The sequence below is a fragment of the Alphaproteobacteria bacterium genome, assembly GCA_023898745.1.
Taxonomy (GTDB): Bacteria; Pseudomonadota; Alphaproteobacteria.
This window is the reverse complement of sequence record CP060237.1, coordinates 186,541-202,591: the sequence shown is the minus strand read 5'-3', so window position 1 is coordinate 202,591 and position 16,051 is coordinate 186,541. Positions and strand designations below refer to the sequence as shown.

Annotated in this window: 9 protein-coding genes, 2 tRNA genes and 3 rRNA genes; 7 read left to right on the top strand and 7 right to left on the bottom strand. The window is 41.0% G+C overall.

The features are described from left to right. Positions 1–190 precede the first annotated feature (190 nt). The 4 genes from H6850_01080 to H6850_01065 form a co-directional block, all read right to left on the bottom strand. Positions 191–628, bottom strand: a complete 438-nt coding sequence (locus H6850_01080; GenBank protein ID USO02568.1) for a hypothetical protein — start codon at positions 626–628, stop codon at positions 191–193. A gap of 188 nt (positions 629–816) precedes the next feature. Continuing rightward, on the bottom strand, positions 817–2,379 hold the full coding sequence (locus tag H6850_01075; protein USO02567.1) for an alkaline phosphatase family protein: 1,563 nt from the start codon (positions 2,377–2,379) through the stop codon (positions 817–819). Next, a complete protein-coding gene (locus H6850_01070; GenBank protein ID USO02566.1) occupies positions 2,376–2,837 on the bottom strand; it encodes a hypothetical protein in 462 nt (153 codons plus the stop codon). The genes H6850_01075 and H6850_01070 overlap by 4 nt, the downstream gene beginning before the upstream one ends. 236 nt (positions 2,838–3,073) lie before the next feature. Beyond that, a complete protein-coding gene (locus H6850_01065) occupies positions 3,074–4,660 on the bottom strand; it encodes an alkaline phosphatase family protein (GenBank protein ID USO02565.1) in 1,587 nt (528 codons plus the stop codon). A 224-nt stretch (positions 4,661–4,884) separates the two neighbouring features. Here H6850_01065 and H6850_01060 point away from each other — a divergent pair, with 224 nt between their 5' ends. After that, positions 4,885–6,309, top strand: a complete 1,425-nt coding sequence (locus H6850_01060; GenBank protein ID USO02564.1) for a leucyl aminopeptidase — start codon at positions 4,885–4,887, stop codon at positions 6,307–6,309. A 66-nt stretch (positions 6,310–6,375) separates the two neighbouring features. On the opposite strand, the gene H6850_01055 is transcribed toward H6850_01060, so the two are convergent. Then, positions 6,376–6,798, bottom strand: coding sequence for a hypothetical protein (locus tag H6850_01055; protein USO02563.1), 423 nt, complete (start codon positions 6,796–6,798; stop codon positions 6,376–6,378). 405 nt (positions 6,799–7,203) lie between these two features. On the opposite strand from H6850_01055, the gene H6850_01050 reads away from it, so the two are divergent. The 6 genes from H6850_01050 (at position 7,204) to H6850_01025 (ending at position 13,516) form a co-directional block, all read left to right on the top strand. After that, positions 7,204–8,701: ribosomal RNA gene (locus H6850_01050) — 16S ribosomal RNA — on the top strand. 430 nt (positions 8,702–9,131) lie between these two features. Beyond that, positions 9,132–9,208 (top strand) — tRNA-Ile (locus H6850_01045). A 7-nt stretch (positions 9,209–9,215) separates the two neighbouring features. Beyond that, positions 9,216–9,291, top strand: a tRNA-Ala gene (locus H6850_01040). Positions 9,292–9,787: 496 nt separating this feature from the next. Then, positions 9,788–13,055 (top strand): 23S ribosomal RNA (locus H6850_01035). A 78-nt stretch (positions 13,056–13,133) separates the two neighbouring features. Then, positions 13,134–13,248, top strand: a 5S ribosomal RNA gene (gene rrf / locus H6850_01030). The 16S, 23S and 5S rRNA genes sit together here with 2 tRNA genes alongside, the layout of an rRNA operon. A gap of 97 nt (positions 13,249–13,345) precedes the next feature. Then, positions 13,346–13,516, top strand: coding sequence for a hypothetical protein (locus H6850_01025; protein USO02562.1), 171 nt, complete (start codon positions 13,346–13,348; stop codon positions 13,514–13,516). 463 nt (positions 13,517–13,979) lie between these two features. Here the strand turns inward: H6850_01025 and H6850_01020 are convergent, their stop codons facing one another. Together H6850_01020 and H6850_01015 are read right to left on the bottom strand one after the other, a co-directional pair. Beyond that, complete coding sequence (locus H6850_01020) at positions 13,980–14,483, bottom strand: hypothetical protein (GenBank protein ID USO02561.1); 504 nt, start codon at positions 14,481–14,483, stop codon at positions 13,980–13,982. Between the two features lie 56 nt (positions 14,484–14,539). After that, on the bottom strand, positions 14,540–15,922 hold the full coding sequence (locus H6850_01015; GenBank protein USO02560.1) for a DASS family sodium-coupled anion symporter: 1,383 nt from the start codon (positions 15,920–15,922) through the stop codon (positions 14,540–14,542). Positions 15,923–16,051: the final 129 nt, after the last annotated feature.

Sequence of the window (16,051 nt, the reverse complement as noted above, 5' to 3'; positions counted from 1 at the left end):
CACGAGGAGCTTTGCTCCGTGGTGATCCACGCAGAGATAGCCCGCCTACGCTCTTTGAGCTTCGGCGAGACATCCCTTTGCACGCTCCGACTCGATCAATCTCGTCGTAGCTAAATTTTGCCTTTGGCAAAATTAGCGAAGACGGATGGATGGCCACGCTCCGCTCGCCATGACGTGAGTGCGCGGTAAGTTAGTTGTTTTTCACCTCATCATAAACCCAATAAATCACAGCACCTAATGCTGTTCCTGTAAGTGCATGAATAGATGTTTTGCGCAAATTTCCAAAATACGAATCTAAAACATATAGTCCATGTACGGATAACCATATAAAACCGGCAAAAACTGTGAATAAATCTTTCATGCGTCTTTGCATCACAAACAAAAAGAAAGATGTGGAAACGCCTGTGGTAACGCTAGGTGCAGTGTATTCAAAATTTGAGACGAACGTAGTAATCCACTTTAATCCATATAAAATACCCGCAGATGTGCTGAGTAAAATAATCAAATCTTTTCCAATCTCTGAGTCATCTAAGAAAAATGTTGTGAGAATAAACAGCGTGTAAAATTGGGATGTGCCAAAAAAACGAAATCCATCAAAGGTTACAAAAGGGTAGGTAGTTGGATTCATTTTTTTGTTTAGGTAAGAATTTCTAGTTTCAGTATATCATATTTGCTCAAGTTCGTCATTATGAGTCTTATTATAATAGTAGAGCGCAGTGAGCTGTATAGATTGCCACGCGTTCTAACGAACGCTCGCAATGACGGACTAGAGCCGTCATCACGAGGCGCGTAGCGCTGTGGTGATCCATCATGGATTTACTTTTGAGTCAATCCAGGCACATCAATAAAGTACCTCACAGGTGCCGCTCTATTTTTCAATGTGCATGATTCATTTTCTGCGAATAAAATAGCCTGCATATTGTTTTGTTTGAAGTAGAGTCTCAACCAGTTTCTTTGAGAAATAAAATGATTATGGGTGGGCATAGGTAAAAGCAAATCTTTATACCAATAGAGCAAATTTAACTTCATGGATGGCTCGTTTTTTATCGGTGTTGGAGGGGAGAGGAAATGTTCTGCAAGCCCAAGAATGAGCGTAACAAAAGTGTAATTTCGCTTTGTTCGTGCTGTTGTGCTACCAATGCCAGAGCTTGTTAATTGCACAAAGTAGAGAGGATTATACTGTGGAGGGATAAATGTTTTTTCATAAAGCGCACCAGCAGATGCAATGTGCATTTCACCAGACAGAAATGTAATGCGAACAGGTTGGTTATTTGAAAATCTTTTCTTTGTAAATTTTATCAATCGTTTAAAAAACGCATCTCGTTCTTCAAGATGAAAATCACTGCCCCATTGGTCTAGAATATTGGAACCCAGACCTCTTTCAATAGCGCGTGGCGTTTGAGGATCTAGATCATTGAAGAATTTGCTGATGAATTGGAAAGAGCAAAAAAGGAAGGGGATGCTGCTCATTACAAGAAGGTGTTTGCAACCAGTCGGCAAAGTCTCCAAGGCATCAAACACAGCATCGGTTGATTCTTTGGAAAGCATTTGATGTTGTGTTCGCTCACCATGAAGATCAAGGCCTAAAATCGAAACAGGTCCAGCATGTCGTAACGTAGAAAACGCGTGTTCATGTTTTTTTCCGAAATAGCCAAGCTGAGCACCTTCATCTTTTGTCATATTGTGTTGGAAAAGTAAGTAAAATCTGTACGCAACTTTGAAAATAGTTTTATATATAAATGCTTCGTGTGAGTGGGTTGGCAAAGATCCATAGCCATTGAAGATTTCATGGTCATCTGTGAAATTTAAAAATGGAACTGATGCAAGCATCTCTCTATAATAGGGCGCCGTCATATAATGTATGTAGGTTTCAAGATAAAAACTTTCTACAGTCTGTTGAAAGTTTTCTTTAGAGGTTGGGTTGTCTATATACTGTTCTGCGATGCTTAATACGCCGTCACTATAAATTTGATCACCTCCGCCAAGACCTAGGTGAATTGGATTCTTCGCATGATCGAAAACCACTTCTCGCCAGTTTGTTTCAAAACCGCCCTTTTCGGGGTGTTCTTTGAGCTCATATCTATTGCAGGATGTGTAGAAAATATTGGGATAAGTGTTTTTTGCGGGAACGGTTAATGCATAACTTTGTTCTCCAACGGTGTATGGGATAACTTGATCTTCGTTTGTTTGTGGTATGGCAATTTCATATCGTAGAAATTGATGGCTTTGTATTATGTCCACAATAAAAGGTTCTAATGTTTCACTGAAAACGGCAAAAGCAGGAATGTCATCTGATTCATGTATGACAATCAGTGCACTAATTTTCCAATAATCGCTTTCGCATCCCCGAAAATAGAGCGATGGTCCTACTATAATCATTTGTAAATTTTAGGCTGAATGGCAAATTTATAAGTGAGCGCCAGTGCAGCGCCGAAAGCTGTGCCTGTAAATACATGAACAAAAGATTTAGAAGCGCTTCCCAAGTAAGAATCAAAAAAAGCTAAAACATGAACAGTTAATAAAGTAAGGGAGGCTAATATAATGTAAACTGGCGATGTATTTTTTGTGATGATCATAATGAAAAATATAGTTGCTAAGCCTGTTGTGATGCTCGGCATATCAATATCATAATCTGTTATGGCCAATATAATGACTTTTAACAATAACAAGATGATTGATGATACAGCCAGAAGAATAGCAAGCTCATTAGCAAATTTTGTTTGTCCTGCTAAGAAGGTGACTAAAAGGAAAAGGGTATAGAATTGCACGCTTCCAAAAAATCTAAAGCTTTCTAAATCGAAGTCTGTATGATGCTCCAGTTCAGAGGAGTTATGCATTGTTGTATAGTATATTGCATTTCTAGCTATAGTATATCATGAGAATTGACAAGCGTCATCCTGAGCTGACTCATCCCCACGAATTAAATATGCGCAGACGTCATCACGATAGATTGCCACGCATTCTAACGAATGCTCGCAATGACAGGTTCAGAGCCGTCATCACGAGAGGCGAAGCCCCGTGGTGATCCATTATGGATGGTCGCGCTACGCTCGCCATGATGTTATGTTTTTATTTAAAGAAGTCCCGGTATATCCATAACATACTGCACAGGCTTCTTATCTTTATTGATATCAGAGTTAATATGTTCTGCAAAAAGAGTTGCATGAATGTTTGTGATACCTTTGCGTTTATCGTCTGCAAATCTAAGTGTTAACCAATTGCGCTGCGCAATAAAAAAGTTTTTATTTCGGATTTTGAGCAGGGCTTTTTTGTCAAAATGCAGCATTTGCATTTTTATATTTTTATTGCTTTCTGCGCGCGTCTTTTTTTGAAAAAAGAATTGCAGCGCATCTAGCACGAAAAATTGTGAGTAACTCTGACTAGCTCTTGTTTTTCCAAATGTTGAACCAACACCAGAACTTGTGAGTTGCAAAATATATTCTGGATTTTTATAAAACGGTGTGTGTTTATATTTGTATACAACACCTGCGCTTGCCATATGTGTGTCGCCGGCTAAAAAGGTTATACGCAATGGTTTGTTTTGTTCTTTACGTGTTTTTGCAAATGTTAAAATATCTTGAATGAATGCATCACGTTCTTCAAATAGTAGGTAACTTCCCCATAAGCCAACCAAGTCAGATAAAGAAGGCATTTGAAGTTTGGATGTATCAGAGTCTACAATGCGGGTTAATACGCGAATTTCAGGAAATACAATTGGGATGCTGGACATAATAAGAAGATGGGTAGCGGTTTCAGGAATAGTATTGAGTTTATCTAAAATGAGCATACGAGCATCTTCCGGTAAAATGCTTTGTTTTGAAATGTCGCCACGAATGTCCATGCCTAAAATGTATACATCTCCGGCTTTTCGTAGAATAGAAAAATTCTTACGACCGTTTGGTCCAAAATACCCAAGAGATTTTGCTTCTGTGGTGGTGGTATGGTTTTGAAAAATCATATATATTTCGTAAGCATGATCAAAGAGAATTTTGCATAGAGGGTTATTTGCAAACTCGGTTGTTATGCCTGCATTATTAAATATTTCATGGTCATCTAGCATATTTAAAGCAGGTATAGATGCAAGTATGTCTTTATAAAATGGTTGAGAGATATAAGAAATATAGAGTTTTATATAAAAATTTAGAATCGTTTCATCTAATTCTTTTATTTCTTCGACTGTGAGCGCGGATTTTTTTATGTTTGTACGCACAATAGGAATTTCTAGCACATCATCAGCATATACTTGATCACCACCGCCTAAATTTATATGAAAAGGCGCTTGCTTATGTTGGGTGACGATGGTTTTCCAGTTCGCTTGAAAGCCATTTGTTTCTACCCAGCGCTCTTCATCATATCTGTTGCAGGATGTGTAGAGGATGTGAGGGTTTTGCCCTGCAGCTGGCACGATAAAAGTATATTCTTGATTGTTGATTGTATAGGCGATGTTTTGTTGTTGGTCTGTTTGAATAATTTGAAGTTTAAAGCGGATAAATTCATAATTTAAAATTTTCGCGAACGGTTGGGGAGGGTTTAAAGGCTGTAGATTTGGTCTGCCTAGGATAGGAGGCGTTTCATTTTTATCACGATCAATGACAACTAATATGCTCACATTCCATATTTGATTTTCGCAACCGCGAAATGCAAGTAGGGGTCCAATCATGTGTGTTGTTAAGACTATAAGCTAGTTTCATTATACCTTAGAAATTTCCCGCCGTCATCCTGAGTGAGCGAAGGATCTTCTTAAGCTAGACTCAGGAAAATCCTTCGCTGACGCTCAGGATGACAAGTGAATCATAAAAAATATCTGAATTTTTAATTACTTATATTGTGTATTTAAACAAAATTACGTTCTAATAGACCAGTGTTTATTCATCAGACAAAACCATGGCACGATTGGATTTCAAATTTTCATTTGGAAAAGAAGTAAACTCAGATTTTCATGTGATCTGTGTAAAAAAAGATCAATGGCAATCTCAGTTAGATCAAGAACTGAAAGATTTAGCAACAAAGTATGCCTTTGAAGGTAAGGAAGGGCAAAAATTTTTACACCAAACAAAAGACAAAGCGCGTTTGGTTATTGCGTGCGGTGAGAATTTTTTGAAAACAGGGCGTATAATTTATACATTGACAAAAGATTTTCCATATAACGCACATATTTCTTTGATTTGTCATGGATTTGAAAAACATGAAATTCAAGATATAGTGATTGGTCTAAAATTGCAGGCATATGAGTTTATGTCTTATAAAACTGTTTTTGAAGAAAGTTATAAGAAGAGACAGAATGCGTTTCATATTGTATCAGATCTAGATATAGCTGGAGATGTGATGAATTATGATCCTGTAATAGATGGTGTAATGTTTACGAAGGATTTAAGCAATGAGCCTGCGAATATGTTGTATCCCGAAACACTCGCTGAGCAGATTAAAGAAAAATTAAAAGGGTTACCTATAACAGTAAAAATTCTAGATGTTCCTGCTATGGAAAAGTTAGGTATGGGTGGAATTCTTGCAGTTGGCCGTGGAAGTATAAGACCTCCGCGGATGATTATTTTAGAGTATAAGGGTGGGCCTATTAACGAACCTTCTCTTGCTTTTGTTGGAAAGGCTGTCACATTTGATACCGGCGGAATATCAATTAAACCATCTGCATCTATGGAAGATATGAAACATGATATGACCGGCGGTGCAACTGTTGCAGGGTTGTTTTATGCTTTGGCAAAACGTGGTGCAAAAGTGAATGTCATAGGTGTGATTGGAGCTGCAGAAAATATGGCAGATGGAGACGCGTATCGTCCAAGTGATATTGTAAAAACCGCCTCAGGTAAAACTATTGAAGTTTTAAATACAGATGCGGAAGGGCGTGTAGTTCTTTCTGATGCGCTATGGTATGCGTCTAATTATAAGCCAAAGCTTATTATTGATCTTGCAACATTGACAGGCGCTATTACGGTTGGTCTTAGCTCTATTTTTGCAGGAATATTCACAGAAAGTGATGCGTTAGCTGCGCGTTTATCTGAAGCAGCAGAAGCAGTAGGAGAGCCAGTTTGGCGTATGCCACTTCACAAGAGCTTCACAAAAGCAATTAAGTCAAAGATCGCAGATGTGAGAAATACAAGCACAATTAAAGGTGGCGGCAGCAGCACAGCCGCAGCATTTTTACGGGAATTTGTTCCAAAAGAGATTGACTGGTGCCATATGGACATTGCAGGTGTAGCTTATGGAATTACGAGCGACCATCTTGATAAAGAGGGCGCATCTGGGTTTGGTGTGCGATTGTTAGACGCGTTTGTGCGTGAATATGAGAAATAAAATAACTTTATCTATACTCAGTTAATAACATCTCAAGAGCGCTCAGATTTTTTTGAGGTAAGAGGTTTATTCTGCTCTTGTGCGAAAAAAAATCTCGGATAATTTTTGGTATGTCTCTAACTTTTCTTCTCCTGGATCTGTGAGAGTTATAGAAACAAAACGTATAAAAGTTTGAAAATCTACAGTTTCAGATTGATGCCTAACTAACACTTGATCCGCTAAAGATTTAGGGAATCCAAACGTTATGCCGCGCTCGCCAGCCCATTGGTCTACAATAATATCATGTGCCAAGAGGGTTATTTGATCAATTTCAAGGTCCGCTGGTAATCCAGAAGAAATAAGGGTTAGGTGATTATCTACCCGTTTTGTTCTCTCTGTTTCATCTACTCCTAGCTGTTCAGCTAGGACATCAAAGTGTCTAGACATCTCTTTTGCAGCCGGAATATGCTCTATTCCTGCATTTAATAAATTATAAGTTAAAAATAGCATCTTACTTTCCCTTTAAATCAAACAGTTTATTTCGGTACATTTTCTTTATAGAAACTTTTCTTAAAAAAAACAACAATTCATGAGTTGTATTCTAAACTCTTCTTGTGCTAAAACTATATTGTAAAGTAAAGAAAAGAAGACGCGTGAAAACGTCTTTATAGTTTTTTCTACGCAATGACGGGGCGTAGCCCTGTCATTGCCTGAATACCTTTCATCCACCCACTGTCCTTAAGATTTAAGCACAGTGTCTGGATGCATCTGTAGGTTTCATAGAAAAGGTCGATGAATAGCGTAAAGACATCAGCGATATTGTAGTGCTGATGTCAACTTTAATTCTTTTTGAGTAAGCCAATCTCTTTCCTTAGAGGTTGTGCAGAATAAAACTAGGATGTTTTAAACAATCAAAGTTTAATTTGAGAGTTTGATCCTGGCTCAGAACGAACGCTGGCGGCATGCTTAACACATGCAAGTCGAATGTTACTTTCGGGTGACATGGCAGACGGGTGAGTAATATATAGGAACGTACCTTCTTGTTTGGAATAACGTTTGGAAACGAACGATAATACCAAATACGCCCTACGGGGGAAAGATTTATCGCAAGAAGAGCGGCCTGTACCGGATTAGGTAGTTGGTAGGGTAATGGCCTACCAAGCCAATGATCTGTAGCTGATCTGAGAGGATGATCAGCCACACTGGGACTGAGACACGGCCCAGACTCCTACGGGAGGCAGCAGTGGGGAATATTGGACAATGGGGAAACCCTGATCCAGCGATGCCGCGTGAGTGATGAAGGCCTTCGGGTTGTAAAGCTCTTTTAGCAGGGAAGATTATGACGGTACCTGCGGAATAAGCACCGGCTAACTTCGTGCCAGCAGCCGCGGTAATACGAAGGGTGCTAGCGTTGTTCGGAATAACTGGGCGTAAAGGGCGTGTAGGTGGTTTGAAAAGTGAGGTGTGAAATCCCCCGGGCTTAACCTGGGAATTGCATTTCATACTGGCAAACTAAGTGCGAGAGGGGAAAATGGAATGGCGAGTGGAGCAGTGAAATGCGTTGATATTCGTTGGAACATCAGAGGCGAAGGCGATTTTCTGGCTCGTTACAGACACTGAGGCGCGAAAGCGTGGGGAGCAAACAGGATTAGATACCCTGGTAGTCCACGCCGTAAACGATGAATGCTCGATGTTGGTGGCTTCGGTCATCAGTATCAAAGCTAACGCGATAAGCATTCCGCCTGGGGAGTACGATCGCAAGATTAAAACTCAAAGGAATTGACGGGGATCCGCACAAGCGGTGGAGTATGTGGTTTAATTCGAGGCTACGCGAAAACCTTACCAACCTTTGCATGGGAACTGTGCCTTCTTGAAAGAGAGGGTCATTTAGTTGGGTTCCGCACAGGTGCTGCATGGCTGTCGTCAGTTCGTGTCGTGAGATGTTGGGTTAAGTCCCGCAACGAACGAAACCCTTGTTGTTAGTTGCCAGCACGTTATGGTGGGCACTTTAGCAATACTGCCGGTGACAAACCGGAGGAAGGTGGGGACGATGTCAAGTCATCATGGCCCTTATAGGTTGGGCTACACACGTACTACAATGGTGGTAACAAAAGGAAGCAATACTGCAAAGTGGAGCAAATCCCAAAAACCACCTCAGTTCGGATTGTCCTCTGCAACTCGAGGGCATGAAGTTGGAATCGCTAGTAATCGCAGATCAGCACGCTGCGGTGAATACGTTCCCGGATCTTGTACACACTGCCCGTCACGCCATGGAAGCTGGTTCTGCTTTAAGCAGGTGCTCTAACCTGGATTTATTCAGGAGGAAGCCTATCACGGTGGGGCTGGTGACTGGGGTGAAGTCGTAACAAGGTAGCCGTAGGAGAACCTGCGGCTGGATCACCTCCTTTCTAAAGAGTTCTCTGAGGTGAATTTATCGTTATACTTCAGATATTTTTCTATTTTCAATCCTCACGTACCAAAAAGTACGCTGCGGTTGAAAATAAAAAATTTCTTTGTCTAACAATAAATTCCCTCTCAGATAACCTCGCGTTCTAAACGTGAGGTTGTTTGCTGGAATTTAAAGAAATTACAGCGTTTTATTTATTAAAGTAAGCGCGCGCTATTCTTCGACCTTTTCTATACGTGGAGCAAGGTTTTTCCTCCATCCAACGAAACTCAAAGTTTGAATAAACTCTGAGCTGAAAGAGGAAAAGACAATTTGCTAGGGGTTTTGAGATGGATACAAGGAGGATTTGAGATTTTATAAGGAGTGTACTGAATGTACATGACGCGATAAAATCGAAAACCGACGAAGTAAACACTCAAAAACACAGCAAAGTAAGGGGCTTGTAGCTCAGTTGGTTAGAGCACACGCTTGATAAGCGTGGGGTCGGAGGTTCAAGTCCTCCCAGGCCCACCAAAGCCATGGGGGCATAGCTCAGTTGGTAGAGCACCTGCTTTGCAAGCAGGGGGTCATCGGTTCAAGTCCGATTGTCTCCACCAGATGAAAAGGTAGTATTTAAAGTTAAAAACAGACAGCTTAAAGTGAAACGTAAGCTATTAATATCGTTATCTTGAGGCGCAGCTGAAAGATCTTCTTGAGTTTATCTTAGGAAGATTCTTCAAGCACTTCGCTCCTCAGGATGACGCTTAATATAAATGATTAAGTTATGAGAGTGGTAATACATCTCTTCATTTATTGAAGAGATGTATAAGATACCATGTCTTATAACAAAAATAAACGCAGTTGTGTGACTAACACCATTGTCACACAGCAAACTGAGTAATAAATTATAAGACAAAAGGTAAATGCCTTCCACCTTGAGAGAGGAGAGATTAAACTTCGATTTAACTCCCGGCCTCAAGGTCTAGGTCATTTAGGAGGAAAAATGTTTTAGATACGAGGAGAAAATTTATTTTGCGATTGAATGTAGTAAATCTACATGATTGAGTAAAATCAATTTTTGACGAAGTAGATGAAATATTTTTACCCTAAAGAATCAGGTAAGATAGGAAGGGCGTTTAACGGATGCCTTGGCACCAAGCGGCGATGAAGGACGTGATACGCGACGAAATGCTACGGGGAGGAGCGAAAGACCTATGATCCGTAGATCTCCGAATGGGGAAACCCATATTTTTAGTTTGGATTGAATGAATTTGAGCGTTAGCTTCAGATATTTAGAATTTTTTTTCCTCGAGTAGATCTACTACACTGCGGAAAAAAATTCCAAATCTCTTTGCTACCATCTCAAATTCATTCAATCCAAGTCTAAAAATATACTCTTCGTTTACGAAGAGAGCGAACCTGGAGAACTGAAACATCTAAGTACCCAGAGGAAAGGAAATCAAAAGAGACTCCGAAAGTAGTGGCGAGCGAAATCGGACCAGGCCGCACCATAGAGTGCGCTTATAAAGTTAAGAACTGGAATGTGTTGGGAAGCACAGCGATACAGGGTGACAGCCCCGTACAGGTAGAAAGATTTTATAAGAGTGAGTAGAGCGGGACACGAGAAATCCTGTTTGAACATGGGGGGACCAATCCTCCAAGCCTAAGTACGTCTTGGTGACCGATAGTGAACAAGTACCGTGAGGGAAAGGTGAAAAGAACCCCGAGAAGGGGAGTGAAATAGACCTGAAATTGGACGCCTACAAGCACTCAGAGCTACAGCTTGCTGTAGTGATGGGGTACCTTTTGTATAATGAGTCAGCGAGTTTATATTGCAAGCAAGCCTAAGCCGTTAGGTGTAAGCGAAGCGAAAGCGAGTTTTAATAGAGCGCCATAGTTTGCAGTATAAGACCCGAAACCGGGCGATCTAGCCATGAGCAGGTTGAAGATTTGGTAAGACGAATTGAGGACCGAACCCACTGATGTTGCAAAATCAGGGGATGACTTGTGGTTAGGAGTGAAAGGCTAATCAAGCTCGGAAATAGCTGGTTCTCCGCGAAAACTATTGAGGTAGTGCGCCTTGATATAAGCACCAGGGGTAGAGCACTGAATGGGCTAGGGGGAGTCACATCTTACCAAACCCAATTAAACTCCGAATACTGGTGTGGCAGGCAAGGTAGTCACACTGCGGGAGCTAACTTCCGTAGTGGAGAGGGAAACAACCCAGACCAACAGCTAAGGTCCCTAAGTGATCACTAAGTGGAAAAGGAAGTGAAGACGCCAAGACAGCGAGGAAGTTGGCTTAGAAGCAGCCATCTTTTAAAGAAAGCGTAACAGCTCACTCGTCTAGATAAGTGTTTTTGCGCCGAAAATGTAACGGGGCTCAAGTGATCCACCGAAGCTTTGGGTTTTTTAGATCTTAATGTAATGTTATATACATCATGTATCAAAAATGCCACAATACAAAAAAACATCAACACAGTATGAAGAACAATGAAAATCTTAGATACACTCTATGACATGACCAAACGCATTATTCAAGAACAGAATAATGATAGGGTTATGAATGAACTAAGAACAACATTACTAGAAGCCTTAAAGCAGTTCAATCGCTTTAATGCAAAACTAGGACGCAAAGAAGCTCTTGAAGCAGCCATCATATCTATTGATGATGCTAAGATTCTTCTTAAACTCTGTGTGGAGTTAAAATGCATCACGTACGATTCTTACAAAACCTATGAAGAAAACCTTCAAGGTTTGGTTAAGATGATGGTGGCAGAAAAGAACATTATGTTTGGATCTAAAAAAGCGGTAGCGGAGCGTTCTCTAGGCCGATGAAGGTCACTCGTTAGAGGGGCTGGAGGTATGAGAAGTGAAAATGCTGACATAAGTAACACAAATCGTGTGAGAAACACGATCGCCGAAAATCCAAGGGTTCCTACGCGATAATAATTAGCGTGGGGTGAGTCGGCCCCTAAGGCGTATGCGAAAGCAAAAGTCGATGGAAATCAGGTTAATATTCCTGAACCCAGTATTCGTGACGAATACCGTAACTTGTTCCTGCTTAATGGATTGTTGGGGGCAAGGAAGGTGTTCCAGGAAATAGCGAATACAATAAATGGACCGTACCCTAAACCGACACTGGTGGATACGTAGAGTATACGAAGGCGATGAGAAAATGGTGTTGAAGGAACTCGGCAAAATGCCCTTGTAACTTCGGAAGAAAAGGGACCTATCCCTGCGCAAGCAGAGGTAGGTGGCACAGAATAGGGAGTGGCGACTGTTTAGCAAAAACACAGGACTCTGCAAACACGAAAGTGGACGTATAGGGTCTGACGCCTGCCCGGTGCTGGAAGGTTAAAAGGAGGTGTGAAAGCTCCGAATTGAAGCCCCAGTAAACGGCGGCCGTAACTATAACGGTCCTAAGGTAGCGAAATTCCTTGTCGGGTAAGTTCCGACCTGCATGAATGGCGTAACGACTTCTCCGCTGTCTCCAACACCAACTCAGTGAAATTGAATTCTCCGTGAAGATGCGGAGTACCTGCGGTTAGACGGAAAGACCCCGTGCACCTTAACTACAGCTTTACAGTGGTATTGTTTGTGTTATGTGTAGGATAGGTGGGAGGCTTTGAAGCGTGAGCGCCAGCTTGCGTGGAGCCATCCTTGAAATACCACCCTTAACATAAGCGATATCTAACCATGACCTATTGTCTGGGACCCTGTATGGTGGGTAGTTTGACTGGGGCGGTCGCCTCCGAAAGAGTAACGGAGGCGTGCGAAGGTAGGCTCAGATTGGTCAGAAATCAATCGGTGAGTGTAATGGCAAAAGCCTGCCTGACTGCGAGACCCACAAGTCGAGCAGAGACGAAAGTCGGTCATAGTGATCCGGTGGCACTGTATGGAAGGGCCATCGCTCAACGGATAAAAGGTACGCCGGGGATAACAGGCTTATCTCCCCAAGAGTCCACATCGACGGGGAGGTTTGGCACCTCGATGTCGGCTCATCACATCCTGGGGCTGTAGAAGGTCCCAAGGGTTTGGCTGTTCGCCAATTAAAGTGGTACGTGAGCTGGGTTCAGAACGTCGTGAGACAGTTTGGTCCCTATCTGCCGTAGGAATTAGGATGATTGAAAGGAGTTGTTCTCAGTACGAGAGGACCGGAATGAACATACCTCTGGTGTACCAGTTGTCGTGCCAACGGCAGCGCTGGGTAGCTACAGTATGGACGGGATAACCGCTGAAAGCATCTAAGCGGGAAGCCTCCCTTAATACGAATCATCCCTATGAGGGTCGTGGAAGACTACCACGTTGATAGGCGGGAAATGGAAGCATGGTAACATGTGTAGTTCACCCGTACTAATAACCCCATTGGCTTATCTGAAAACTCAACTTACACAGTAGAGTCAACCACTCTCATAATTTAATCATTTGTTATTAAACACAAAAAGCACAAAACATGATTGGTCATCATAGCGGAGATGCAACACCTGAATCCATCTCGAACTCAGACGTGAAAAGCTCCTGCGCCGAGGGTACTTAGCCTTAAGGCTTGGAAGATTAGGTCATGACCAATCTTGTTTTTTGCTTGGAATATATACTATTCCTCCTCTTGTTTTTTTAAAAGACTATCTGATGCTTAGTAATGTTATAATGAGTGCCGGGTGTTCGTGTGTGGCGGATATACTAAAGGGTATCAATGCCATAGAAGAGCGTAAATTGTTTATTGAAAATGAGTATAATCCTCTAAATGCACAAGTATGTCTATCAGAGTTAATGACGGGGTATATGTTTATCGCAACATATTTGCGATATATAAGAGGTGCTTTTTGGGATAGGAGATGAAATATTTTATTTCATTGGATGAATTTCTTCTGTTTTTCTCAAAATATTTCAACCAGTCTGCGGTTGTGAAGGTGTTATATCTATCACGCTTTTCTTGCGTTAGTTTGTGCCATTTGAGTAAGCCTAACGCGTTTGTAGCGTTGTGTCAGTCGCGCTTCACTTCGTAATCCTTTTCGCCAGGGTAGTTAACACTCTTTTGAGCGGGTTAATTGTTGCACGGTAAAAAAGCCTTGAAAAATCATTTCTTGAAGCTGAGCAGGTCTTGCGCGCCAATTGACAAATGGCGTATCAACAGGTTTCGACACTTCAGTATCTGAAGACGCGTAAAGAACGTTGGGTGAAGAGATGTTTTGAGTTAATTTGCTGCTGATGAAAAATGTAATGCACGGTAGAACCCAGGATGCTAAGATGCTTAAAATTATTTTTCCTGAAAAGGTGAATTTGTATTAACTAGATCTGATGTTTAGAGTTTTGCATAATCTTTCAATATATTGTATGCATTCAACAAACTGCCAAAATGCAAAATAATATCTTGAGGTTCTGCGCGATAGATAAATCGTCCATCGTTGGCACCTGCTCCGAGTTCAAGTTCTATAGAAGGATTTTCTTTGACGAGAATTGTATCTAAGGAATCGCCTAGTCGTTCGCTGATAGTTTCTGTGTTCTCGAAAAAGTTGTTGCGAATACGAAGTGCGCAAGCGACACAGACAAAGAATCGAAACAAATCACCATCATTATGGTGCAATATTTTATCTATTTCAGTTTTTCTTATATTTTCATCAAAATCTTCCTCATCTAAAGCAAGGATTTTTTCGATGAGCCGAATTGCACCTTTCATAGCGTCTTTATCAATAAGCTCTCTTCCTTCCCAAGCACCAAAAGGCATGTCAATAAGCTGCATATCAAGATCAGAATCAAGCAGAGATACAGTTGCATTTTCACCTATAGGAATTTTTGTGATATCCACAGTTGTATGTTTTATTGAGATGTTTCTTAAGGAGAGGAAATTTTGCTAATAAAGAGTTAATAAAGGCCGAGGAACTTCCACCATAGCATTCCAATACCAAACCAGCAGACTACATAAAGCAAGCTAATAAAAAACCCAACTTTCCACCAAGTTTTTACAGGCACAAAACCAGCAGCAAAATAAATGGGCGCTGCTGCTGTGGCATAGTGTGTAAGGCATGCATAAAGTGCGCTCAAGAATCCTAGCAACAAGGCAGACAAAAGTGGAGGTGCGCCAGACATTATACATACCGCTAAGAAGGCAGGATAAACAGATGTAACTTGTGTCGTGTTGCCAGCAAAGAAGTAATGAATATATAGATAACTAAAGGCCAATATCATTAATACACTCATAGGTGAAAACCCTTGAGTTAATGCGCTTAGATAGCCCGCCATCCAGCTAATCAAACCAAATTTTTGTAGATATGTAGACATTGTGAAGAGGATAGATAGCCACAATAATGTATTCCAAGCTTCTTTTTCGCTAATAATATCATCCAGGTCTAAAATATTCACCAAAAGACATAATGATACACCTAAAAATGCAACAGTTGTGGCATTTATGCCAAAGACAGTTTCTCCAGCCCATAATAAGAGCATAACAACAAAAATACCTGCCATATATTTTTCTTTTTGTGACACTGGTCCAAGTTTTTTAAGTTGCGCTTGCGCAATTTTGGTTGCGTTTTGCAACTCTGTTTCTTGAGGTGGGTCAAGTTTATAAATGAGATAAGGCATTAAGATAATAGAGCACATTGCAGGTACACATGATGCGATAAACCAATTGCTCCATAAGATTTCAATACCTTGTTGAGCTGCAAGACTTTGCGCGATGAGGTTAGCTGCGGAAGCGGTTAAGAACATAGCGCTTGTAATAGCATTTGCATGAAAACCAACTTGTATAAGGAATGAGCCAACCTTTTTTTCTGTTCCATCTGCAGGCGTGCTGCCAAGTGTTTCTGAAATTGATTTAATGATAGGAAACATTACACCGCCTGCACGCGCCGTGCTGCTAGGAATAAATGGCGCAAGACACATTTCCGCAAAGGACATAGCGTATCCAAGATATAATGTTTTACTGCCAACAAGTGATAAAAAGTAATAGGCAATACGAATACCAAAGTTGGTTTTGATAACCGCTCTAGCAATAAAAAATACCATCACAATGAGCCAGATTACATGTGAACTAAAACCTGTAAGCGCCTGAGTTTTTACATCAAGCGTGTTGGTGAAAATTGCAATACAAAGCCCGACTAAGGCGGTTGCACCCATGGGAAGCGGCCTTAAAATAAGACCAAAAATTGTTCCAATGAAAATAGCAAGTAATTTCCAGGCTTCTATAGAGAGTGAAGCTGGTTGTGGAAGTAGATAGATGAATAAACCGATAAAAACACAGAGCAAGAGACGATGAAAGCTGTGCATGATGAAAACGAACTAAGGTTCTTATGTTGATAGTAAAGGAAAAATAAGAGTATACGCAATGGTTTTAATTTGCAACCCAACCCACTTCTATCCTAAAATGATTCAGAT